Annotated in this window: 26 protein-coding genes; 22 read left to right on the top strand and 4 right to left on the bottom strand. The window is 32.1% G+C overall.

The window, feature by feature from the left end; translation table 11 throughout:
* Positions 1 to 279 precede the first annotated feature (279 nt).
* The 22 genes from BLW23_RS21710 (at position 280) to BLW23_RS21815 (ending at position 16,491) form a co-directional block, all read left to right on the top strand.
* A complete protein-coding gene (locus BLW23_RS21710; RefSeq protein WP_093673897.1) occupies positions 280 to 1,611 on the top strand; it encodes a beta-propeller fold lactonase family protein in 1,332 nt (443 codons plus the stop codon).
* Between the two features lie 34 nt (positions 1,612 to 1,645).
* Positions 1,646 to 2,110: a heme-binding domain-containing protein gene (locus BLW23_RS21715; RefSeq protein ID WP_093673899.1), complete on the top strand. Its 465-nt coding sequence runs from the start codon at positions 1,646 to 1,648 to the stop codon at positions 2,108 to 2,110.
* The gene (locus BLW23_RS21720) at positions 2,086 to 2,556 is read left to right on the top strand and encodes a heme-binding domain-containing protein (protein WP_093673901.1); all 471 of its coding nucleotides are present in this window, start codon (positions 2,086 to 2,088) and stop codon (positions 2,554 to 2,556) included. The genes BLW23_RS21715 and BLW23_RS21720 overlap by 25 nt, the downstream gene beginning before the upstream one ends.
* Before the next feature lie 135 nt (positions 2,557 to 2,691).
* Positions 2,692 to 3,540: a helix-turn-helix domain-containing protein gene (locus BLW23_RS21725; protein WP_093673903.1), complete on the top strand. Its 849-nt coding sequence runs from the start codon at positions 2,692 to 2,694 to the stop codon at positions 3,538 to 3,540.
* Between the two features lie 99 nt (positions 3,541 to 3,639).
* Positions 3,640 to 4,458, top strand: a complete 819-nt coding sequence (locus BLW23_RS21730) for a helix-turn-helix domain-containing protein (RefSeq protein WP_093673905.1) — start codon at positions 3,640 to 3,642, stop codon at positions 4,456 to 4,458.
* 79 nt (positions 4,459 to 4,537) lie between these two features.
* Positions 4,538 to 5,641, top strand: a complete 1,104-nt coding sequence (locus tag BLW23_RS21735; protein WP_093673907.1) for a cytochrome P460 family protein — start codon at positions 4,538 to 4,540, stop codon at positions 5,639 to 5,641.
* Positions 5,642 to 5,839: 198 nt separating this feature from the next.
* The gene (locus tag BLW23_RS23840; protein WP_317039344.1) at positions 5,840 to 6,079 is read left to right on the top strand and encodes a DUF6787 family protein; all 240 of its coding nucleotides are present in this window, start codon (positions 5,840 to 5,842) and stop codon (positions 6,077 to 6,079) included.
* Between the two features lie 3 nt (positions 6,080 to 6,082).
* Positions 6,083 to 6,568, top strand: coding sequence for a hypothetical protein (locus tag BLW23_RS21745; RefSeq protein ID WP_093673912.1), 486 nt, complete (start codon positions 6,083 to 6,085; stop codon positions 6,566 to 6,568).
* A gap of 15 nt (positions 6,569 to 6,583) precedes the next feature.
* Complete coding sequence (locus tag BLW23_RS21750; RefSeq protein WP_093673914.1) at positions 6,584 to 7,027, top strand: hypothetical protein; 444 nt, start codon at positions 6,584 to 6,586, stop codon at positions 7,025 to 7,027.
* Positions 7,028 to 7,082: 55 nt separating this feature from the next.
* Positions 7,083 to 7,355: a peptide methionine sulfoxide reductase gene (locus tag BLW23_RS21755; RefSeq protein WP_317039342.1), complete on the top strand. Its 273-nt coding sequence runs from the start codon at positions 7,083 to 7,085 to the stop codon at positions 7,353 to 7,355.
* Between the two features lie 245 nt (positions 7,356 to 7,600).
* Positions 7,601 to 8,101, top strand: coding sequence for a peptide-methionine (S)-S-oxide reductase MsrA (msrA, locus tag BLW23_RS21760; RefSeq protein ID WP_093673916.1), 501 nt, complete (start codon positions 7,601 to 7,603; stop codon positions 8,099 to 8,101).
* Between the two features lie 2 nt (positions 8,102 to 8,103).
* The gene (locus BLW23_RS21765) at positions 8,104 to 8,565 is read left to right on the top strand and encodes a carboxymuconolactone decarboxylase family protein (protein ID WP_093673918.1); all 462 of its coding nucleotides are present in this window, start codon (positions 8,104 to 8,106) and stop codon (positions 8,563 to 8,565) included.
* A 1-nt stretch (position 8,566) separates the two neighbouring features.
* Positions 8,567 to 9,526: an aldo/keto reductase gene (locus BLW23_RS21770; protein ID WP_093673920.1), complete on the top strand. Its 960-nt coding sequence runs from the start codon at positions 8,567 to 8,569 to the stop codon at positions 9,524 to 9,526.
* Complete coding sequence (locus BLW23_RS21775) at positions 9,517 to 9,993, top strand: TlpA family protein disulfide reductase (protein WP_093673922.1); 477 nt, start codon at positions 9,517 to 9,519, stop codon at positions 9,991 to 9,993. Before BLW23_RS21770 ends, BLW23_RS21775 begins: the two co-directional genes overlap by 10 nt.
* Positions 9,994 to 9,996: 3 nt before the next feature.
* Positions 9,997 to 10,389 carry a hypothetical protein gene (locus BLW23_RS21780; RefSeq protein WP_093673924.1) on the top strand — a complete coding sequence of 131 codons (393 nt, stop codon included), beginning with the start codon at positions 9,997 to 9,999 and terminating at the stop codon, positions 10,387 to 10,389.
* Entirely contained in the window at positions 10,390 to 10,917 is a 528-nt protein-coding gene (locus tag BLW23_RS21785; RefSeq protein WP_093673926.1) for a peptide-methionine (S)-S-oxide reductase, read from the top strand. It abuts the gene before it with no gap.
* Positions 10,914 to 12,134 (top strand): bifunctional alpha/beta hydrolase/OsmC family protein, encoded by a 1,221-nt coding sequence (locus tag BLW23_RS21790; protein ID WP_093673928.1) that lies wholly within the window; start codon positions 10,914 to 10,916, stop codon positions 12,132 to 12,134. Before BLW23_RS21785 ends, BLW23_RS21790 begins: the two co-directional genes overlap by 4 nt.
* 49 nt (positions 12,135 to 12,183) lie before the next feature.
* On the top strand, positions 12,184 to 12,465 hold the full coding sequence (locus tag BLW23_RS21795) for a DUF427 domain-containing protein (RefSeq protein ID WP_218134072.1): 282 nt from the start codon (positions 12,184 to 12,186) through the stop codon (positions 12,463 to 12,465).
* A 19-nt stretch (positions 12,466 to 12,484) separates the two neighbouring features.
* Positions 12,485 to 13,642, top strand: coding sequence for an ergothioneine biosynthesis protein EgtB (gene egtB / locus BLW23_RS21800; protein ID WP_093673932.1), 1,158 nt, complete (start codon positions 12,485 to 12,487; stop codon positions 13,640 to 13,642).
* A gap of 40 nt (positions 13,643 to 13,682) precedes the next feature.
* On the top strand, positions 13,683 to 14,624 hold the full coding sequence (locus BLW23_RS21805) for an L-histidine N(alpha)-methyltransferase (RefSeq protein WP_093673934.1): 942 nt from the start codon (positions 13,683 to 13,685) through the stop codon (positions 14,622 to 14,624).
* A gap of 5 nt (positions 14,625 to 14,629) precedes the next feature.
* On the top strand, positions 14,630 to 14,896 hold the full coding sequence (locus BLW23_RS21810) for a hypothetical protein (RefSeq protein ID WP_093674397.1): 267 nt from the start codon (positions 14,630 to 14,632) through the stop codon (positions 14,894 to 14,896).
* A 338-nt stretch (positions 14,897 to 15,234) separates the two neighbouring features.
* Positions 15,235 to 16,491, top strand: coding sequence for a transposase (locus BLW23_RS21815; protein ID WP_093668298.1), 1,257 nt, complete (start codon positions 15,235 to 15,237; stop codon positions 16,489 to 16,491).
* A 269-nt stretch (positions 16,492 to 16,760) separates the two neighbouring features.
* Here the strand turns inward: BLW23_RS21815 and BLW23_RS21820 are convergent, their stop codons facing one another.
* From BLW23_RS21820 to BLW23_RS21835, 4 genes are all read right to left on the bottom strand, one after another.
* Positions 16,761 to 17,993 carry a DEAD/DEAH box helicase gene (locus BLW23_RS21820; protein ID WP_093673936.1) on the bottom strand — a complete coding sequence of 411 codons (1,233 nt, stop codon included), beginning with the start codon at positions 17,991 to 17,993 and terminating at the stop codon, positions 16,761 to 16,763.
* A gap of 458 nt (positions 17,994 to 18,451) precedes the next feature.
* Positions 18,452 to 19,096 carry a response regulator transcription factor gene (locus BLW23_RS21825; protein ID WP_093673938.1) on the bottom strand — a complete coding sequence of 215 codons (645 nt, stop codon included), beginning with the start codon at positions 19,094 to 19,096 and terminating at the stop codon, positions 18,452 to 18,454.
* Positions 19,086 to 21,083 (bottom strand): tetratricopeptide repeat-containing sensor histidine kinase, encoded by a 1,998-nt coding sequence (locus BLW23_RS21830; RefSeq protein WP_093673940.1) that lies wholly within the window; start codon positions 21,081 to 21,083, stop codon positions 19,086 to 19,088. The genes BLW23_RS21825 and BLW23_RS21830 overlap by 11 nt, the downstream gene beginning before the upstream one ends.
* A gap of 210 nt (positions 21,084 to 21,293) precedes the next feature.
* Positions 21,294 to 21,713, bottom strand: a complete 420-nt coding sequence (locus tag BLW23_RS21835; RefSeq protein WP_093673942.1) for a hypothetical protein — start codon at positions 21,711 to 21,713, stop codon at positions 21,294 to 21,296.
* Between the last annotated feature and the right edge of the window lie 254 nt (positions 21,714 to 21,967).

Below are 21,967 nucleotides of genomic sequence, written 5' to 3' on the forward strand. Positions count from 1 at the left end.
TGCCCTTTCATACAATTCTTTATTCTTTCGATCTTAAGACTTGCTCTTGTAATTCTTAGAAAATAGTACCACATATCTCGAATTTGATCTACTAACTTTGAATCATAAGAGGTATGAAAACTCTCTTAATTATTAACATCTAGAAACACTTGATAACCGTTGGATAGCAATATTCAACGGTTTCTTAAAATTCACATACATGATACATTAATCTCTACATCCGAAAATCGGATTCTTTTGAAATACATTTAAGAAAATTAACGAAAACCAATTACAACCATGAAAAATAGGAACAATTCTTTTACACGAATAAGAACCAACACTTTGCTAATACTCTTATTAGCAACATTAGGCAATCTTTATAGTCAAAAACATGATGCTAATAAAGAAATTAATTATATTTATGTAGCAACTAATGATCAGCATGAAAACTCAATAGTTGCTTTTAAACACTCAAACAATAAAATTGAGGAAATCGGAGAATTCCAAACGAAAGGAAAAGGAACCGGTAACATTGAAATTTTTGACTGGGGGTATGATACTACCCATCCGCTTAAAGATGGAATAGACCCTCTTATTTCGGCATATAGTGTTTTCAAAACAGACGACAATAAGTTTCTTCTTGCAGTAAACCCTGGAGATGGTTCTTTGACTTCTTTTAAAATTAAAAAAAATGGAAAACTTTCTTTTGCTAGTAAAACCAAGACTGGAGATATTCATCCATTGAGTATTGCGGTACATAAAAATATGGTTTATGTAGCTAGTGCTGGAAGTACTTCTCCTCCAACACCTCCGTTCACAGGAAACCTGTCTGGTTTTTTTATTGACAATCAAGGGAAATTAACTCCTATTAAAAATTCTATAAGAAATTTAAATGCTCGCCCTTCATGTACTATGTTTACTCAAGACGGAAAATTCCTAGCGGTAAACGAACTGGTAACAGGATTAACCAAAGTTTACCAAGTAAACAATAAAACTGGACGTTTATCAGAGTCTCCAATCTCTAAAGTTCAATCGCCTAATAATGGAACCAATGGAAGGTGGTTAGCAATACCCGTTGGGTTTGACATCGTTTCTTTTAAAGATCATCATGTTCTATATGCCGCCGAAGCTCGTTTTTTGAACAATAAAGGAATGCTAAGAGAAGAAGCCAATGTTGTACCTCAATCGCCAAAATACTCATGGCAAACGGGGTCGACCTCAGCATATAAAATTGATAAAAACGGTATGATTTCTGTGTTGTCTCCTGATGTTTTAACTGGAACCCATTCTGAAGGTGGTGAAATTGCCAATTGTTGGATTGAAGTAAGTCCAGACAAAAAACATTTATGGGCAGCAAACGCATTATCTAGTTCGTACAGTTCATATGACATCAACGATTCAGGAGCCTTAAAACTAGATAAAAGAATTGCTTTTAAAGTAAAGGATGAGAGTTTATTCTTTGGGGATTTAATACATAGTAAAGACGGTAAATACCTTTACCAATTAATTGGTAATAAAGGGGCTATTTATGTATTTAAAATACTTTCCAATGGAAACCTAAAACCAATTTTAATGCACGATGAACCTTTATTACCTAAAACTGGTTCTTTTGGAATAATAGCCAACTAATAAATTAACAACGTTTGAAGTAATAAAGCTCAAAATGATAAAGCAAAATAATATCGTTAGGAAAAAGTATGTGATACTAATACTTTCAACTATTTTAATAGGAATCCAATTTTACAGACCCCAAAAACCAATTTATAAGAAACTTACTCCTAACGATATTATTTATTCAAACAAACCACCAAAAGAGATTGCCAACCTTGTAAAAAATGCTTGCTATGATTGCCATTCAAACGAAACCAAAAAGTACTGGTATTCCAACATTGTGCCAGTGGCATGGCTGATTGATTATGACATTAAAGAAGGAAAAGAAAAACTCAACTTTTCCGATTGGGAAACCTATCCTCATAAAAAAAAGATAGAAACAGCTGGAAACATTATGTTTCAAATGTATGAAGGAAAGATGCCTTTACCAATATATACTAAACTTCACCACAAATCTAATTTATCAAAAGCCCAACAAAACAAAATAACCGAATGGATAAATTCTTTAGTAAAATAAAATACTTTATTGTAATTATTTTAGGATTTGCTCTTTTGGCTCAACTCTATCGTCCATACATTCTCAATAAAAACCAAAAGGAATCATATGATTTTTTTAAAGCATTAAACGCTCCAAAAAAAGTACAACATCTTATTATTAATAGTTGTTATGACTGTCATTCAAACAACACAAATTACGCATGGTTCGATTATATTTCTCCTATTTCTTGGTATGTAAACACCAATATTGAGAGAGGAAAAACAATTGTTAATTTTTCAGAATGGAAAAGTTATGAAGAATGGAGAAAACTCTCCACTTTATCCGCCAGCACTTTCAATATCAAAAACTTAAGAATGCCACCTGAGAATTATCTTATAGCACACCCAAGTAAAAAGCTTACACAAAGCGAAAGACAATACCTTACCAAATGGTTTGAGACCATAAGCAGAACCACTTTAGAGTAAACTACTGTTTTGTGTTTATCTAATATTTGAGATTTTAATATTCTCCACTCCAGAAACCAAACAACATAAAACACTCATTTATAACCAACTAATTTTAGTACCTTTAGAAGTACGTTTCCCACAATAAGAATTCACATGAACTTTAAATTCCAAAAAACATCTAATCAAAGTGAGTTTATCATCACCGATTTTAGTGATATTTCATATAAAAAATTTGTAAAAAGCAACAATTACTTTAAAATTCTATGGGTAAAAAAAGATAACTCCTATTTTATTATCGATGGATATAAAATAGACTTGAATAAAAATTGCCTCGTTTTTTGTACTCCTGAAAATCAAATAGACTTAAAAGACAATACTAATCAGGAAATTCTTGCCTTCATTTTTAATAGAGAGTTTTATTGTATTCGAGATCATGATAAAGAAGTTTCTTGTAATGGTCTTCTTTTTTATGGCTCCTCTTTACCTACTGAGCTAAAACTTTCTCAATTAAAAATAGACTTATTCAATATGTATTATATCATGTTGGAAGAAGAATTTATGATGAACGATTCTCTTCAGGGTGAAATGCTAAGAACAATACTAAAACAAATTCTAATTCTTTCAACTCGTTTAATGAAACAAAACCTGAACCTTTCTATGGAAGCTGAAGAAAATGTTGATTTAATACGAAGTTTTAATTTACTTGTTGAACAACATTTTAAAACAAAGCATAAAGTAAAAGAATACGCGGAAATCTTAAACAAATCACCGAAAACACTTACCAACGTTTTTAACTCAAACAACTACAAAACACCTAGTTCTATTATTACCGACAGAATAATACTCGAAACGCAAAGACTGTTAACTCATTCAGATAAAAACATATCTGAAATTGCCTTTGAATTAGGGTTCAGTAGTAGTTCTCACTTCTCTAAATTCATTAAGAAGCATAAAGGAATGAGCCCTGTTCTTTTTAAAAACAACTTACTTCAAAACAGTTAAACACCTCCTAACAGGAATATATACAACTATTTAGGAAAATTATCCATTTCCTTGCAGACCTTGTTCTCATAAATTTGCCATGAAACGCAAACTGAACATATGATATTGATTCGAGATATTGAATATCAAGAAATAGTTACAAAGTCAGCAATCCAAATAGAAAACGGAACCGATTATCAAATACTATGGAATAAACACACTATTGAAAACTGTTGGTTTAACTATAAACAAATTAAAATCCCATCAAATACATTAATAGCTTTAAACCCTAACGATGTATTTCATTTACCTGATGGTGCACAAAAATTATATCGAATTTCCTTTAACCAGCCCAAAGAAGAATCGATTAAAAGCTTTTTTAACACTGCCTTTTGTAATCAGGTCAACGAATTCTACAGTCTTTTTAAAATAAAAAACAAGGAGATTGTTAACGAAGTTGATCACATAGTACGACAGATAAAATTGTCTTTTTTCAATACAAAAAACACACCATATTTCAAAACTCACTATCTATTAAACTTAGTTATATGCCTATTACATGCTAAATTTTTGGATACTGTTGATCTGAAAGTAACTCAATTTAAAAAACTATTTTCTTTTGAAGAAAAAGAAACTCATTTTGTAAAGTATTATGGTAATCAACTAAATACTCCTCCGAAAGAATTACTGAGGCAATTCACCAAAAAAGGATATAATAAACCCAGTGCAATTATTAACAATTTTATTGTTCTTGAAGCTCAAAAAAAACTAATGGCTTCGTCGTTAAGTGTAAAAGAAATTGGATTTGAACTAGGGTTTGATGACCCCGCATACTTTTCTCGTTTTTTTAAAAAATACGCAGGAATTTCCGCTATGGAATTTAAAAAAAACCACAAACAACTTTTAATAAATATAAACAACGAGTCTATTGGAAAATAGTCCAACGAAAACATTAACCTACTCATTATCTTTAACATAAAATTAACAAAACTCAATAAATAATTAAAACACATTTCACATGAAAATTAAACTAACTTTATATAAAATAGCGCTTATTTTACTAGTCTTTACATCTTGTTCCAATGGTGGCTCAAAAGGAATGAGTGATAATAGCTATGAAAACAAAAGCTTTTACACTATGGAAAACGGAGAACTTATTAGACCTACCGGGTATCGTTCTTGGATTTTCGTTGGAACTCCTGTTACTCCTAATGAATTAAATGGTGGTAAAGCTCCGTTCCCAGAGATGCATAATGTATATATTGATCCAGCCAGTTATGATCATTACAAAAAGTCAGGAAAGTTTAAAGAAGGAACTATACTGGTAAAAGAACTCGTGAGCGTTGGAGCAACTTCGGCAGTTAGCGGAAATGGATATTTCGAAGGTGAGTTCATTGGTTTAGAAGCCTCCGTAAAAAGTAAAGAACACTTTCCAAACGAACCTGGAAACTGGGCAATTTTTAGTTTCACAGAGCCAAAAACAGGAATTCTTAAAGAAAGAGCAAAACAGTTTCCTTACGCCGCCTGTGCTGCTTGTCATGACACCAATGCTGATGACGACTTTGTCTTTACCCAATTTTATCCAGTACTACGAGCTGCAAAAGGCGCTGGTGCCATAAACCCTGAAGATGGTGCAAAGCGTACCGCCGAGAAAAAAGACGACTCAAAAAAGTTAGGGATATGGGACGCAACAGCTCCAACTCCAACAGATAAGAAATTTGACATTCCACTTAACGAAGAAAAGCTATTTGCTTTCCTAAATACTGAAAGTTATAAAAAACTAAAGTATCAAGAAAAGGAAACTCACAAATCAGCAGGGCCTCATGAAACGGTTCGAAGCTATATTAGTAATGAATTAGCAGAATCGGTAAAGGCGGGTAATAAAGAACATCCAATTGGATCGTATGCTATTAAAGAACAATATAAAGATGGAAAACAATTAGGCTGGGCGGTTATGCTTAAAACCCAAGATAAAACAGACAATGGAAGTGGATGGTTTTGGTATGAAACGTTAGATCGAAATGATATTTCGAAAAAAGCTGCCTATGGAAACGGTGTAAAAGGCTGTGTTTCTTGCCATTCAATTGGAAACGACATGGTTCGAGCAACATTTTTAAATTAGAAACTAGAGTCTTATTTAGTTTATATAGATTGATTGAGTACTTCTTTTGAAGTACAACTTTAGACTCATTTAACTTACTGCTTTAGTTAAGTGAGTCTCTTTTTTACTTTCCTTTTACAAATCCAATTAATTAAAAACATGAAACAGCTCAAACAAAAATGGAATATCACCTCTAACCTTCAACTCATTGTTATACTTATGGTATTTACAGTGAACGGTTCTCTATCTGTTTTCTTAGTTAAACCTTTACTAAGTATGGTAAATATAACTCAAGAATCTTTGTCTCCATTCCTGTTCTGGCCGATAAGAATCCTTATCATGTTTATTATCTATCAAATTCTTCTTGTTACCATAGGCTGGCTGGCTGGTCAGTTCGATTTTTTTTGGAACATGGAAAAAAAAATGCTGGTAAGGCTTGGTTTACTTAAAAACAAATAAAAAATGAAAACGACAATTATACATCTGTTTTTTCTCTTTGCAATAGTAATATGCTCCGCCCAAGAGAACTCACAACACATCGAAACAACCCTTAAAACCGAAAAGAATCCTGGATTTGAAGTGGTATTATCAGGAATTGGAATTTACAGTCCAGAACACGAGCATTGGAATAGCGCTATCGAAACCCATTTAACCTATTGGACCACTCATAAATGGGCCTTCGGTATAGGGTATTCTATTATTTTTGAAGATGAACTCGAACACGAAATTGCTGCACTTGTAAGTCATAAACCTTATAAATTTCTTACACTAAACTTCGGACCAAGTTTTTCCTTGCCCAATGAACATAACGACACGAAAGTATCAGCTTATCTCGAAAGTGAATTTGCTTTTCATGTAGGTGAAATCCATTTTGGTCCTACTGTTGGAGTACTTGCAGGAGATGACTTTAGAATATTTGGAGGACTGCATATTAGTTACGAATTCTAATCTAAAACCTAAATAATGGATAAATTAAAATTAAAAGACACCTTAATTGCTTTAGAAAAGCATCATATTGATGAAGCCGAAATGAAATATGACGATTTCCTACTTGGAAATCTACTTGATAAAACCGATGTTATTGATGATGATGATCAATCACATCATCGACAAAGTATTGAAATATCAGATCAGTTAGAGGAGCAAGCACATGTACACTTAGAACACTTTAAAACGATTCAAAATATTTCTTTCACGGCTAAAACAGTGGTAGAACCTGGAGCTGTTGTAAGTGTTAATGGCAGGTGTATGGTTATAGCTGTTTCGAAGCCTGTGTTCACCATTGATGGCAGAAAATTCATCGGTATCTCTACAAATGCCCCAATATATAAAGAATTGGCTGGTAAAAAAGCAGGAGAATCTTTTGTTTTCAATGGGAATAATTTTAAAATAGAAACTGTATATTAAACCTTGTATTTTGTTTACTAATTTCCTAAAACGATTCATCTTAAAAAAAAGCTCTTTGAATTCAATAGTTTTAAAAACAATTAAAGATTTACCAGAAGGATATTCAGAAGGTATATACATGAAGAAAAAGTATGGAATTTCCAAAGCTTCTTTTAACAAAGGAAAATCATTTAAAATATATGCTAAGGAATTAGGAGGAACGGATGTTATTAGTTTGAACTACTATATAACCTCCACCGCAGAAAAATTGAAACCTTGTGAAATGCCAGAACAAAAAGTACTGCACTTCTTGCATAATGTAGAACCAATTTCTCAAAAGAATACTTAATTAAAACATAAAAATCTTATTATCAGACTTTTCTTTGAAATACACAATACAAACAGTAAATTTAGTGAGTAAAATAAACAAGTATATATGATTAATATATATGGACAAAACAACATCTTGATCGTAACTTTGACCTAGTCAATGAGGCTCCTTTAAGAAGCTGACTTAAAAATTTCGACATCAAGTCGAAGCTTTTAAATTTCACTTAGTGAGTAATTATTAATCTTATACAGTAAAATATTACAATGAGCAATTACAAAAAAGCATACATAGCAGGAGGTTGTTTCTGGGGAATGGAAGACCTTTTTAGAAAAAGACCAGGAATTGTAAATACCGAAGTTGGTTATTTAGGTGGAGAAAATGATTTCCCTACGTATAGAAATCATCCAGGGCATGCTGAAGGAATTGAGCTTACCTATAATCCTGATGAAACTAATTTTAAAGAAATTTTAGATTATTTCTACAGAATGCATGACCCAACATCAATTGATAGACAAGGAAATGACCGTGGATCAAGCTATCGATCGGCTATTTTTTATCAGAATGATGAAGAAAAGCAAATCGCTGGGGATTTTATCAAAATTGTTGACGATTCAAACAGATGGCCAAGTAAAGTGGTAACAACTATAGAACCTTTTACAAAGTTTTGGGTTGCTGAAGATTATCACCAAGACTATTTAGTAAAGAACCCAAATGGATATACCTGTCATTTTGAAAGATTTGACAACTCATTTATACCAGCATAATTATGAACGAAACCAAATTCAAAAACATTCGCTTTAACCCTGATGTAACTCCTTTTCATGATTTAGCCAAACAAATGGCGCGAGCTTTCGGATATACTGCTGACTTGGAAGTAGACAAACAGCTAGCTCAATTGTTACGATTACGTGTTGCTCAGAAAAACGAATGTGCGTACTGTGTTATTTTACATGCCAAAACCTCCAGAGAAGTTGGAATTAACGAAGCGAAAACTGATAATATTTCTTCTTGGTGGAATAGTGAATTATTTACCGAAAAAGAGAAGCTTGCTTTAGCTTACTGTGATGTGTTAACAGAAGGAACTCATAAAAACTTTCAGCAATATCACCATGATATGACCAAGTTTTTCTCGGAAAAAGAAATCGCAGAAATCGCGGCAATCGTTATTAACATGAATGTTTGGACTCGTTTAAAACTTGCCCAAGGTCAAATACCTTATCTAGAATAATATGACAAAAATTTCCAATATAGGTCTTGGAACCGCTGCTATTGGGAGACCACTTTATATCAATATTAAAAACACCGCTCAAACTGGTGGTGTTTTTAATATTACTGAGTTCAAGCAAGAAGGAATGCAAGTTTTAGAATCTGCCTATCAAAAAGGTATTCGCTATTTTGACACAGCACCTGGATATGGCCTCTCTGAACAATTACTGATAGAGTGGCTTCAAGAAAAAAATGATCCTACAATTAAAATCGGTACAAAATGGGGCTATACGTATGTCGCTAATTTTGATTCTAATGCAGATGTTCATGAGATAAAAGAACATAGCTTAAGTAAATTGAATGAACAATGGGAAGTGTCAAAACAACTACTCCCCTATTTGAGTTTTTATCAAATTCATTCAGCCACTTTAGATACTGGTGTTCTTGAAAATGAAAAGATTTTAAATCGTCTTCATGAAATTAAAAAAAAGTACAGTGTTCAAGTTGGAATTACAGCATCAGGAGCAAATCAATTGGAAATACTCGAAAAAGCTAGCGCTATTTCAATAGATAATGAAATCTTGTTTTCAGTGTACCAATGTACCTTCAATATGCTTGAGCAAAGTATACGAAAAGTTGATCAGTTATTTAAAAACGGAACTCAACTCATTATTAAAGAAGCTTTAGCCAATGGGAGAGTTTTCAATAATAGTAACTACCCCGAATACAATTCATTTTATGCTTATTTGGAAAAACTTGAAAGTGAATTACAAGTAGGTAGAGATGCTATTATTTTAAGTTATTGCTCAACTATTTACCCAAACGCTATTGTTTTAAGTGGTGCCAATAATGAAACACATTTATCTAGTAACTTAAATGCACCAAAAGTAAAACTTACAGGTACTCAAATTGATGAACTTTCTAAGTTTAAAGTAGCTGCTGAGTTTTACTGGAATGAACGTAAAAAACTGACATGGAATTAATGAACACGAACGATTTACAACTTGGCAAACTACTTCTTAATTGGGAATTAGAATCTATTTTTCAAGACCTTGTTCCTTCTATTGAAAAACTAAAAGGTAAACCTATTTTGGTTCTTTTTTTTAACCTGGGGTGCCCAGGCTGTAAAGGTAGAGCTTTACCTTATGCCAATAGAATTGTTGTTGAAAATGGAGATAACATCCATGTCATAGGCATCCATTCTAGATTTGAAGGACCTGAGTATACGCTTCGTGATTTTGAAAACGCAAAAGAAGAATTTTACATTCGATTTCCTTTTTATAAAGATAACAACGATACAAATACTTTCAGAAAATATCAAGCGGGTGGAACTCCGCACTGGCTATTGACAGATAAAGAAGGCAACCTAGTCTATTCAATTTTTGGTTCAGACCCAAACAATGCTCTTTATAGACTCGACTTAAAAATTAATGAACTCTTAAACTCGTAAACAATGCACGATTGGTATCTACCCATAACTATTTTACCTGCCTTAGGTATGCTAATTTTATCTACTACTAGTCAAATTACAAGTTTAAGTACTGAACTAAATCAATTATTAAGTAATAAATGTAACGATTTTCAACATTTAATATCTAGCAAAAAAATAAAGCAGCTAGGTTTATTAACTAGGGCAAGCGCCCTGCTATATTTAGCTTCAGGAGTGTATGTTTTATCTGGAATTTTAGGAGCCATATTTGAAAACAAGTCGTTTTATGACATCCCTAGTTTGTTGTTATACACTGGAACGATTTTCATGTTTATTGCTTTTGTTATTCTAATTATTTATGCCTTCCGCGCTGTAGGAATTAGAAAGTTTCAATTTGAAAACAATCATAATTTATAAGTGAATAATGAAATTAAAATAGGATTTGGTGGCGGTTGCCATTGGTGTACGGAAGCCGTTTTTCAACATTTAAATGGAGTTGTTCTCGTTGAACAAGGTTGGATTGCTTCCTCTAATGAGAACGAAAGTTTTTCAGAAGCCGTTATCGTTTATTTTGACGAGAACGTTATCGATTTAAAAACGCTTATTGAAATTCACTTGCACACGCATAAAAGTACGAGCAGCCATTCCTTCAGGAAAAAATACAGATCGGCTATTTATACATTTTCTAAAAAGCAGGAAGAAATTTGCAAAGAGTATGTTAACTCGTTTCAAGTAGATTTTGATCACCAAATAATTACGCAAGTCCTTCCTTTTATAGAATTTAAGGCTTCTCGGGAAGAAATTCGAAATTATTATAAAAAAAATCCGACCAAACCATTTTGTGAAACCTTTATCAATCCGAAACTAAGAATCTTATTGACTCGATTTTCAGAAGATGTAAATGTTAAGGAATTGAATCATTTAAAAAACAAAACCGCATTATGAAAACCATCAGACTAGACATTGAAAATAGCAAACAATATAAATTAAGAGCTTATGTAGAACTTCCTGCAAATCAAAAGCCTCATTATTATGCTATTTTCGCTCATTGTTTTTCTTGTTCTAGCAGTTTAAACGCCGTTAAAAACATTAGTAGAGCATTGACCAATCATGGATTTGGTGTAGTTAGATTCGATTTTACTGGATTGGGAAGAAGTGAAGGAGGTTTTGCAGAAAGTCATTTTTCAGCAAACGTTGACGATTTAATTTCTGTGAACAGGTATATTTCCGAAAACTTCAGCGCACCAAGCTTAATTATTGGTCATTCCCTAGGAGGGGCTGCTGCTGTGGTAGCCGCTTCAAAACTAAGCAATATCAAAGCTGTAGCCACTATCGGTTCACCGGCCACTGTTAATCACGTTACCCATTTATTTTCACATGCAATTGAAGAGGTAAAAAGTAAGGGTGAAGTTGAGGTAAATATTGGTGGACGTCCCTTTAAAATCAATCAAGAATTTGTAGAGGATTTCCATAAAACTGATTTACCTGAAATCACCAAAAAATTGAGAAAACCCATCTTAATTATGCATTCTCCAGTCGACGCTGTTGTTGAAATTAGTAATGCCCATAGTTTATATCACAATGCAAAACATCCCAAAAGTTTTATAAGTTTAGACAATGCTGATCATTTACTATCTCAAAATAGAGATAGTTTGTATGCAGGGAATATGATTGGTTCTTGGGCGCAGCGTTTTTTTGACCCCAAAGAAAACACTATGCTTGACACTAATGGAGAACAGTTAATTGGTCATTTAAATCTATTAGAAGATAATTTCACGACCTCTTTGCAAACTAAAAATCATTCGTTTTTAGCAGATGAGCCCACAACTTTTGGAGGTGATGACTTCGGACCTTCTCCTTATGATTATTTAAGCGCTAGTATCGCTGCTTGTACCACAATGACCCTAAAACTTTATGCGCAACGAAAAAAATGGGATTTACAGGAAGTGTACGTGTACATTACCTACTCTAAAAAACACAGCGATGAATTGAGCTTAGATGTTGAAAAACCAGGAAGAATAGATCATATTTCTAAAAAATTAAAATTTGTTGGAAACCTCGATGAAAGTCAGCAACAAAAATTAAAAGAAATCGCATCAAAATGTCCTGTTCATAAAACTGTTGCTAAGGAGGTTTATTTCGACACCGAACTATTAAACTAAAAACAACTGCTATCGCTAATACTATTTAATTCATTTTAAAATTATAATTATGAAAGCTATTTGGAATAACAAAATCATTGCTGAAAGTGATAACACTATTGTGGTGGAAGGAAATCATTACTTCCCTCCTGAAAGCATCAATAAAGAATATTTTCAAAGTACAGAAACCCATAGCACTTGTCCGTGGAAAGGACAGGCTTCTTACTATACCATTTCTGTTGATGGCGTAGAAAATAAGGACGCTGCCTGGTATTATATTCATCCCTCAGAAAGAGCTTCTAAAATAAAAGATCATATTGCTTTTTGGAGAGGCGTAAAAATTGAAGAATAATACCTAAGCGGAAATCAAAATGATAGATACTGAATATTTAAGAGATAAATTTCTCCAATGTAGAAAGCAGTCGGAATTTATCTGTAAAGATTTAGAAATTGAAGATTACTCGGTTCAACCCATAGTAGATGTGTCACCACCCAAATGGCACTTAGCACATACTACCTGGTTTTTTGAGCAGTTTATTCTTGTTCATTTCAATAAAAACTACAAAGTATATAACGACGATTTTGCCTTTCTTTTTAATAGTTATTATAACAATGCTGGCGATCGTGTTTTACGTCCGAATCGTGGACTAATGACACGTCCAACGGTTAAGGAAGTATATGAATATAGAAATTATGTTACTCAGGAAATTTCAGCTTTCCTATCAACAAATGTATCTAGTGAAGTTAAAAACATTGTAGAAACAGGAATTAATCACGAGGAACAACATCAAGAATTACTTGCCTATGATATTAAATATATTTTAGGACACCAACCTACATTTCCTAGCATTCCTCTCAACTATTCTTTACAACAGGAAATTCAAGAATTAGAGTTTCTCAAAATAGAGGAAGGCGTTTATGAAATCGGACATAGATCAAATGGTTTTTGTTTTGACAATGAGTTGGGAGTGCATAAAACCTATATCCAACCGTTTTCTATTGCAAACAAACTTGTTACTAATCAAGAATTCATTGACTTCATTGAAGATGGAGGTTATCAAAATTTCAATTTATGGCATGCCGCTGGGTGGGATTGGGTTCAACAAAATAAAATGCTTGCACCGTTATATTGGCACTTTTTTAAAGGAAAGTGGCATTATTACCATACCGATGGTTTTACAAACATAGATATGAAACTACCTGTGATGAACATATCGTATTATGAAGCTTTTGCTTTTGCTGAATGGAAAAAAATGCGTCTTCCCACCGAATTTGAATGGGAAGTGGCTTCAAACAATTTCAATTGGGGGCAGCTATGGGAATGGACTTCTAGTGCTTATTTACCTTACCCTAATTTTAAAAAAGCTGACGGAGCCCTTGGTGAATATAATGGTAAGTTTATGGTGAATCAACATGTTTTACGCGGAGCCTCAATAGCCACACCTAAAAACCATAGCAGAAAAACGTACAGAAACTTTTTCCATCCTGAATTACGTTGGATGTTTTCAGGAATACGACTGGTAAAGTAAACGAACAATAAAAAGCTCCTTCAAACAAATCAATCTATCTATGAATCAAATATTTGCTAAAGACTTAATCGAAGGCCTATCTTCGGAAAACAAACATCTATCTTCAAAATATTTTTATGACGATACTGGAAGTAAAATCTTTCAGGAAATCATGGAAATGCCCGAGTATTATTTAACCTCAAGTGAATTTGAAATTCTTTCTCTTCAGGCTAAGCAAATAATTGATGCGGTAAACTTCAATCAACCTTTTAATATTGTAGAACTAGGTGCTGGAGATGGTATGAAAACTTTTAAGCTTTTGGAATATTTAGTCAACCATAATATTGATTTTTATTATGTTCCAATTGATATTTCACAGGGAGCTATGAATAGCTTGGAAGAAAAGTTAAAAGCAAAACTTCCAACATTAAATATTCATCCGAGAATAGGAGATTACTTCGAGGTTCTTTCAAAAGAAAATGTACAAACAAATATTCCGAGTCTTCTATTGTTTTTAGGAAGTAATATTGGGAACTACTCTTATGACGAAGCTGTTAATTTACTATCTCTTTTTAATAAAAACATGAAAGATGGAGATAAACTATTGCTTGGCGTCGATTTGCAAAAAAACCCGAATACTATAAAGAACGCTTATGACGACTCTTATGGAATTACTAAAAAATTCAATTTGAACTTACTTTCAAGAATAAATCGTGAATTTGATGGTGATTTCAGATTGGATGATTTTGATTTTTACTGCCACTACAATCCAGAAAATGGAGAGGTAAATAGCTACCTCATCAGTTTGAGAAAGCAAAGTGTTTTTTTAAAGAAACTAAATAAAGGGTTTCATTTTAATTACGATGAATTGATTTGGACGGAGCTTTCCAAGAAATACAATTTAAACGAAATTAACCAGCTAGCACAATCAACTAATTTTACTACGGAGCAACACTTTTTAGATTGCAAACATTATTTCACGAACATAATTTTAAAAAAGTAATTCATATGAGTTTAATTGAAAATGTAAGAGATTTCTTTAATAGAAAAAGAAAAAATGAAACCACTGAAAAAGCTCCTGAAGGTGTTTGTCCTAACTGTTGGGGAGAACATGAATATGATGGTGAGTTTTATTCTTTTATGAAAGGGCAAAACAATAACCCTAGTAAAGACATATACAACAACTTTATTGCCGATGTCACCAGGAAACTCGATAAAATCACCATTAATAAGAATACCTATACATGTGAGACTTGTAAGGTAAAGTATAAATAAAATTAAGGCTATACTCATCTACGAAAACGCTGGGTATAGCTTTACTAATTGATCAAGGTACCTGGTGCTAATACTTAATTTAACGCCATTTGTTAGTAAAACCAGTTTATCTTTGATAGGCACTGTCATAAAATAGCTAAACCCTTGTTTTTACGAGGGTTTTGTTGTATCTTATATTCATAATAAACCCCGAAAATCACCAAAAAAGGTAAAAAACGGGGTTTCCATTTGTGTAATTATGAAAATACGAAGAATTTCTGAAATGCAACACCGCATTTCAATTTTTTCCCCTCAGTGAGAATTATGATGCTCATTACACACGTTTTTTAGAGGGAGATTTGGGCAAAATCTATTCTGCTATTGATTGGGATGACTTGGTTACTACTTTAAATATTACTGAACAAAAAAAAGGGCGTAACTATCTTTTTAGCCCTAAAGGAAGACTTGGCTTGATGTTTTTAAAGCATTATGCCAATTGTTCGGATAGGAAAATGATTGAACAACTCAACTCAAATTTAGACTATCAATTTTTCTGCGATATAGAATTAGGTTTTGAACGTTTAACAAACTATAAAATAATAAGTCAAATACGTTGTGAATTAGCAGAGAAACTAGATATTAATTTAGTAGAAAAAGTTCTTTTTAATTCTTGGAAAAATCATATTGATAGTACCGACCAAATCGTAATGGATGCTACTTGTTACGAAAGTGAAGTTCGTTATCCTACCATCCAGAAATTACTTTGGGAATCTGTTCACTGGTTGTACAATCAATTACGTAAAACTTGCTCCATCTTAGGAACTAAGATGATCAGAAGTAGATATAACAAGTGGAAAAAACGTTACCAAGGATTTAGTAAAATGCGAAGAAAAACCAAGTCTAAACGTACTTCATTAACCCGAGCTTTACTGAAGCTATTAAGTAAGTTTATCGATTTTGAAAAGGAATTATCCAAGGCCTACAATATCGAGTTTAAGCCCTTGTATTATAAGCGAATCGACACAATCCAAAGAATTTACAAACAACAAAAAGATCATTTTGATACAGGAGAAAAAATCAAAGATAGAATTGTAAGTATTCATAAGGATTATATCCGTCCTATTGTTCGCGGAAAAGAAGTAAAGCCTGTTGAGTTTGGAGCAAAAGTTAACAAAGTTCAAATTGATGGAATTAGCTTTATAGAACATATTAATTTTAATGCGTTTCACGAAGGAAACCGTTTTATACAAACAGTTCAAAAAGCGCAAGGGTTAACTCGAAAAAAGGTAAAAGTAGCCGGTGGAGATAAAATTTATGCTACCAATAAAAACAGAACATATAGTAGCTCAAAAACCATACAGACAGACTTTATCCCCAAGGGTAGAAAACCTAAAAATCATAAAGAGAAAAAGCAACTTAGGGCTATCATTGCTAAAGAAAGAGCAACAAGATTAGAAGGCTCTTTTGGTAAGGATAAAGAACATTATCACCTACGGAAAATAAAAGCCAAAACAAAAAAGAATGAAATTCTATGGATATTCTTTGGTATACACACAGGAAATGCATTAGAAATTGGTCGAAGAAAAATAGCTCAAACAGACCAACAAATAGCCTAAAATAAAATCTTAGTATTTTTTTCATGGGAGAGCTACGTCTTGTAGGTACGTTTTTAGGAGATTCAATCAATAAAACCTCTTTTAAACAGAAATAGAGGATAGAATTTATATAATTTTATCCTCTATTTTCAATGTATTTTAAAAAATAGACTGTTTTCTGAAAGTGCCTTGATATGAATTTCAAAAATCAAAAAACCAAGTCCAGATCTAATTTATTACGATTGTTTAATTGAAAACAACTTAGAAAGAAACATAAAACTTCTTTTTTTCTAATACCAGCGTTTTTTGTTCTTTTTAGAATTTGATGATTTTCTTCCTTTTTTATGCTTACTAATCGTATTGGGTTGTTTTTTAGGCTTGGGTTTTGATAAAGGAAAAGGGTGATCTTCAATAATAGCAATTGGTTTTTGTAAAAGTTCTTCAATAGTTTTTACATAAGAAGTTTCATCAGCGCTACAAAAGGAAAATGCTATACCGGACTTCCCTGCTCTTCCTGTCCTTCCTATTCTATGTACATAGGTTTCAGGAACATTAGGCAAATCGAAATTAATAACAGCATCAACCTTACTAATATCAATACCTCTTGCAGCTACATCAGTAGCAATTAATATAGTTGATTTTTTATCCTTAAAATCTTGTACTGCTTTGTTACGAATTACCTGAGTTTTATCACCATGTAAACTAGTTACTTTATAATTGTTTTTAAGTAATGTTTGTTCAAGCTTATCAACGCCAATTTTTGTTCGTCTAAAAATGATAACTTTTCCATTAATTGTATTTCGCAAAAGATGTAAACACAAATCTGTTTTATTCTTTTTTGGAACATAATACAGCAGTTGACCAATATTCTTAGATGTAGTATGACTTGGTGAAATTGTTATTTTCTCTGGCTTATAAAGTAGTCTTTTAGCTAATTCATCAATTTTTTGAGGTATGGTTGCAGAAAATAATAATGTTTGTTTTTTCTTAGGAGAAAAGCTTTCAATTTGTTTAACATCATTTATAAACCCCATATCTAACATGAGGTCAGCTTCATCTAAAACAAAAGTTTTTAAAAAACTCAGATCAATAACTCCCTGTTTATGCAAGTCAATGAATCGTCCAGGTGTAGCAATTAAAATATCAACTCCTTTTTTTAGCACATCCTTTTGAGGTGCTAGAGACATACCTCCATAAACAGCTGTACTTCTTAGATTTGTATATTTTCCATACGTTTTAAAACTCTCATCAATTTGAATTGCTAATTCGCGTGTTGGACTTAAAATTAAGGATTTAATTGTTTTCTCCCCTTTTTCAGCATTTTGTTCTTCTAATAATTCTTCAATGATAGGCAACGCAAATGAAGCCGTTTTACCTGTACCCGTTTGTGCTGTTACAATAACATCTTTTTTATTTAACACTAAAGGAATCACCTTTTCTTGTACCAGAGTTGGTGTATGGTGTTTATTTTCGGTTAGTGCTTTTAAAATAGATTTGTTTAAACGTAAGTCAGAAAACTTCATTGATTATTTTTTTTTGCAAAGATAATTTAAAAGTAAAGACTTCTTTATTATTAGATAGTATTATTACTAATGTTAAAATGTAGCAGTAATTATATTATTACTTCCTACGTTTTTTTATAAAAGAAAGCCATTATCTGGTACAATCTCAATTCATTTAGAATGACTGAATCGCGGCAATTTAACTTTTTATATTAGAGGCTGACACTTAACTGTGTCGAGTGCTGTCAAAGACAAGAACGAGAGAATATGTTATGTAATAAAGTCAAAAGATTTCTCCTTTCAGCTGAAACAATTAATTAAATCAAAACCAATTACTTACGAACAGAGTCACATATAAATCCGTGATCCATAATTGTCAACCTTAACTTGTTTCAGATTCTCACTCAAAATGTTTGCGTCATAATATAATGCAGAAAAAAATTCGTAATTACCCAACCTCTATAGCTAATCCATACCAATCAATCCTCCACATACTTCATCTTCAGAGCATATTTTGTTAAACCAGCGAGGTTTCTAACACCTAGCTTTCCAATAATATTTTTTCGATAACTTTCAATCGTATGTTTACTTAAAAACAACTTATCCGCTATTTCTTGGGTAGTATGCTCTTGTGCAATTAAGGTAATAACATCGATTTCCCTTTGCGTTAGTTTAATCTCCTCCTCTTTCTTTTTTGACAACTTATTTTCAAAATAAATATCTTTTATCTCTTTGGAAAAATACTTATCTCCTTCTAAGATTGTTTTTATGGCATGTAACAATTCCTCTTTTTTAGCATTTTTAGGAACATATCCCTCTACATCCGACTTAATAAGGCTATCAATAACATCTGCATTGGTATGCATGCTAACCACAAGAATTTTAATATCCTTCCTTTTTTCTTTTACGATTTTACTAAGAGCAACTCCATCTAACTCCGGCATGGAAATGTCTGTGATTATTAAATCTATTGTATCTTTAGAATTAATCTCTAAGTATTTGACTACATTTTTGCCTTCTGTTGAAGTTAACACAACATTATAGTCATTTTCGGAATTTAAGATACTCAGAACGCCGTCTAAAAACATCTTATGATCATCAACAATTATTAAATTATACTTCATATTCAACTTCTTTTGCAACAGGTATTTCAATGTTAATTATAGTACCTCTATTGAGTCTAGAATCGATGTGTAAAACACCGCTAAATTTCTTTAATCTACTTTTAATGTTTGAAAAGCCAATACCCTCAATACTCTTCTTCGGAATAAAGCCTACACCGTTGTCTTCAAACAAAATACTTAATGCGCCATCAATCACATTCAATTGTAATTCGATCGATGTAGCCTTGGCATGTTTAATGGTATTGGTTGTTAATTCTTTTATAATCTTAAAAATTTCAATCTGCAATTTTTCGTTTAAAAGATTTACTTCATCTCTTGGGTATACTGTAAAGGAACTGTTGGCCCCCCAAATACTATTCGTATATTCTTCGAGAATATCACAAAAATTATTCTCATTAAACTGTTTTGGTATTAGGTTATGAGAAATATTTCTTACTTCTTCATAAGTACAATCTATTTGAGTATTGAGTTCACTTAAAAAATCGGTTTTCATATTTTCTTTAACAGAGCCGTTTAGCTTTAATTTAATAGCGGCCAAATTCCCTCCAATACTATCGTGCAACTCTTGAGCAATGTGCTTTCTTTCTTTGTTCTGACCTTTAATGGAGGCCTTGATTACCTTTAATTCTTGATCTTTTATCAGTGAAGATATTTTTTGATTATTTATCTCTTCTTGTTTCCTATTAAGCTCACTCTGTGCTTGTAACTTCTGATAATAAATCACAAGCAATCCTAAAACGGGTATCAAAATAATTAAGAAAGAATATAAAATAATGTTTTTAATACTCTTCTCCCTTACCAACTCTGCTTCTTGAATTTCTTGATTTTTCTTTAAAAGTGTAATTTCATTTTCCTTTTGCAGTGTTTTATACTTTACCTCTAGCTCATTAATCTCCTTATCCTTTTGTAGTTTACTTATAGAGTCTTTCACACTAAAAACTCGATTTAAAAATTGAAAGGCATTTTTGTACTCGTTCTTTGCTATAGAAATATCTTTAAGTTTTTCATATATAAGCTCCTGTTGATTTAAGTATCCCAACTCAATGGCATTAATTAAACTAAGAGAAAACATTAATTCCGCATCTTTATATCGCTTCAGTTTTAAATAAATATTCGCAATATTAAGACGTGCTTCAATAGCGAGTTTATTGTATCCTTTTTTTTCTGCGATTGCAAGTACTTCTTTGTTGAATGAAAATGCCTTATCCAGATCCTCTAATTCTTCATAATTTTTAGCAAGATTTACTTTTATTGTGCCAATAGCATAATCATTTTCCTTGGCAAGATTCAAGGCTTTTTCTAAATTCTTACTAGACGATTTAAAGTCTTTCAAAAGCGAATAGATAATCCCTATATTAATATAACTTCCAAAAGTTATTTCTTCTTCACCGTTATATTTTATACATTTTTGAAACAACTCCAAGGCCTTTTGATATTCCCCCATATTCATATACGCATGAGCCAAACCATGAGTATGGGTATAGTAAAGATTTTCTTCGTTATACTTTTGAGCTGCTTCGATACCTTTAAGGTGCCATTTCTTACTTTCGCTACTTAAGCCTTTTCTTTTATCATTTAAGGCAAATAAATTATAAACAAGAGCACTTAACTTATTTTGTAACGAATCATTTTTAACATATTTCTTATGACTCAAGGCTTTTCTTCCATAGAACAAAGAAGAATCAATTAACTCAGAAGAATTGAAATAAAAACTCAATAATAAATAAGTATTCACTTTAGAATGTGGATCTAGCTTTTTCTTTAATAATTTATGGGCTATTTTATATGCTTTCTCTTTCTCATTATTATTTAAAAAATGAAATGCCTGATCAATTCTTGCTTTTTCTTTATAGACTATCTCTTTTTTTATTTTTATAGGTACTTTATCTGCTCCCATTTCTTGAGCATACACACAAAAAGAGAATAGATAAATACTGATTAAAACAATTTTTTGTAAAACTTGAAGCATGTGAGCAAATGTATTCATTTTAGAGAGTTCTAAGTATTTTAAACCTGTATAAATTTTTGCCTTTTACACCGATCAAATAAAACCGGTGCAAAGAGAAATAATTATGCTCATTCTATACGAGCAAAACATCCTTCCCAATGCTTGTTAGCGCACCGAAAAAGATGTTTAAAAGCCCCCTTCTAATTGGCTTCTTATTACATATAGTAGTAGTATTAGTAGTATTCTTGTTTATAGAAATAAAAAGGAAGCAACAATCATCCAAGCACCAACGATTAAACCGAAAACACCTAATTGTCCTTGTTTTGGAGCTAACTTTTCTCTTAAACGATTTCCTTTTTCTTCTCCTGCTTCTGTTCTAGATAAAACGAATTTATTTATTAAGCCAAAACCTAACATAAAACCTAAAACCGCTTCAACGATATTCCCTGCTAATAAAGTAATCCACCAAATAGGATACGTGCTAAGTCCTCCAATATTTAATAAAGAAGATATAACTCCCCAAATACCCCAAAAACAAAAAGCAAACCCAATCCAACCTTGATAAGGCTCAATTTTTTCTAGAAGTTCTTTAGCATTTGGTTTTTTTGCTAATAATAATGATGGCACTGCGATGATACTTAATAAGATTAATGTGATTCCCCAAATCATAATATAAATAGTTTTAATAGGGTTAATACTTGTTTTTTGTGAAAGTTCTGAATCAGTATGGTCATGGTATTTACTTGGTTAATAGTTGATCAAAAATCACAAGGCAAAGATCAGAGGAGTTCATTAAAAATAGTACACCCTTTTTAGTGAAAGTATACCCCCTGAAAACAGGGGTATTTAATATATTTAAAAACCCTGTTTATGGTGACATAGGTTCATAAGCTCATTTTTAGTTTTGCCTTGAATTAACTACT

Origin of the sequence: Tenacibaculum sp. MAR_2009_124 (assembly GCF_900105455.1) — a bacterium.
Lineage (GTDB): Bacteria > Bacteroidota > Bacteroidia > Flavobacteriales > Flavobacteriaceae > Polaribacter.

Bases quoted from the DNA above. Each gene is read 5' to 3' on its own strand.
- BLW23_RS21710 (WP_093673897.1), top strand. From the start codon at position 280: ATGAAAAATAGGAACAATTCTTTTACACGAATAAGAACCAACACTTTG.
- BLW23_RS21715 (WP_093673899.1), top strand. From the start codon at position 1,646: ATGATAAAGCAAAATAATATCGTTAGGAAAAAGTATGTGATACTAATA.
- BLW23_RS21720 (WP_093673901.1), top strand. From the start codon at position 2,086: ATGGATAAATTCTTTAGTAAAATAAAATACTTTATTGTAATTATTTTA.
- BLW23_RS21725 (WP_093673903.1), top strand. From the start codon at position 2,692: ATGAACTTTAAATTCCAAAAAACATCTAATCAAAGTGAGTTTATCATC.
- BLW23_RS21730 (WP_093673905.1), top strand. From the start codon at position 3,640: ATGATATTGATTCGAGATATTGAATATCAAGAAATAGTTACAAAGTCA.
- BLW23_RS21735 (WP_093673907.1), top strand. From the start codon at position 4,538: ATGAAAATTAAACTAACTTTATATAAAATAGCGCTTATTTTACTAGTC.
- BLW23_RS23840 (WP_317039344.1), top strand. From the start codon at position 5,840: ATGGTATTTACAGTGAACGGTTCTCTATCTGTTTTCTTAGTTAAACCT.
- BLW23_RS21745 (WP_093673912.1), top strand. From the start codon at position 6,083: ATGAAAACGACAATTATACATCTGTTTTTTCTCTTTGCAATAGTAATA.
- BLW23_RS21750 (WP_093673914.1), top strand. From the start codon at position 6,584: ATGGATAAATTAAAATTAAAAGACACCTTAATTGCTTTAGAAAAGCAT.
- msrA (WP_093673916.1), top strand. From the start codon at position 7,601: ATGAGCAATTACAAAAAAGCATACATAGCAGGAGGTTGTTTCTGGGGA.
- BLW23_RS21765 (WP_093673918.1), top strand. From the start codon at position 8,104: ATGAACGAAACCAAATTCAAAAACATTCGCTTTAACCCTGATGTAACT.
- BLW23_RS21770 (WP_093673920.1), top strand. From the start codon at position 8,567: ATGACAAAAATTTCCAATATAGGTCTTGGAACCGCTGCTATTGGGAGA.
- BLW23_RS21775 (WP_093673922.1), top strand. From the start codon at position 9,517: ATGGAATTAATGAACACGAACGATTTACAACTTGGCAAACTACTTCTT.
- BLW23_RS21780 (WP_093673924.1), top strand. From the start codon at position 9,997: ATGCACGATTGGTATCTACCCATAACTATTTTACCTGCCTTAGGTATG.
- BLW23_RS21790 (WP_093673928.1), top strand. From the start codon at position 10,914: ATGAAAACCATCAGACTAGACATTGAAAATAGCAAACAATATAAATTA.
- BLW23_RS21795 (WP_218134072.1), top strand. From the start codon at position 12,184: ATGAAAGCTATTTGGAATAACAAAATCATTGCTGAAAGTGATAACACT.
- egtB (WP_093673932.1), top strand. From the start codon at position 12,485: ATGATAGATACTGAATATTTAAGAGATAAATTTCTCCAATGTAGAAAG.
- BLW23_RS21805 (WP_093673934.1), top strand. From the start codon at position 13,683: ATGAATCAAATATTTGCTAAAGACTTAATCGAAGGCCTATCTTCGGAA.
- BLW23_RS21810 (WP_093674397.1), top strand. From the start codon at position 14,630: ATGAGTTTAATTGAAAATGTAAGAGATTTCTTTAATAGAAAAAGAAAA.
- BLW23_RS21820 (WP_093673936.1), bottom strand. From the start codon at position 17,993: ATGAAGTTTTCTGACTTACGTTTAAACAAATCTATTTTAAAAGCACTA.
- BLW23_RS21825 (WP_093673938.1), bottom strand. From the start codon at position 19,096: ATGAAGTATAATTTAATAATTGTTGATGATCATAAGATGTTTTTAGAC.
- BLW23_RS21830 (WP_093673940.1), bottom strand. From the start codon at position 21,083: ATGAATACATTTGCTCACATGCTTCAAGTTTTACAAAAAATTGTTTTA.
- BLW23_RS21835 (WP_093673942.1), bottom strand. From the start codon at position 21,713: ATGATTTGGGGAATCACATTAATCTTATTAAGTATCATCGCAGTGCCA.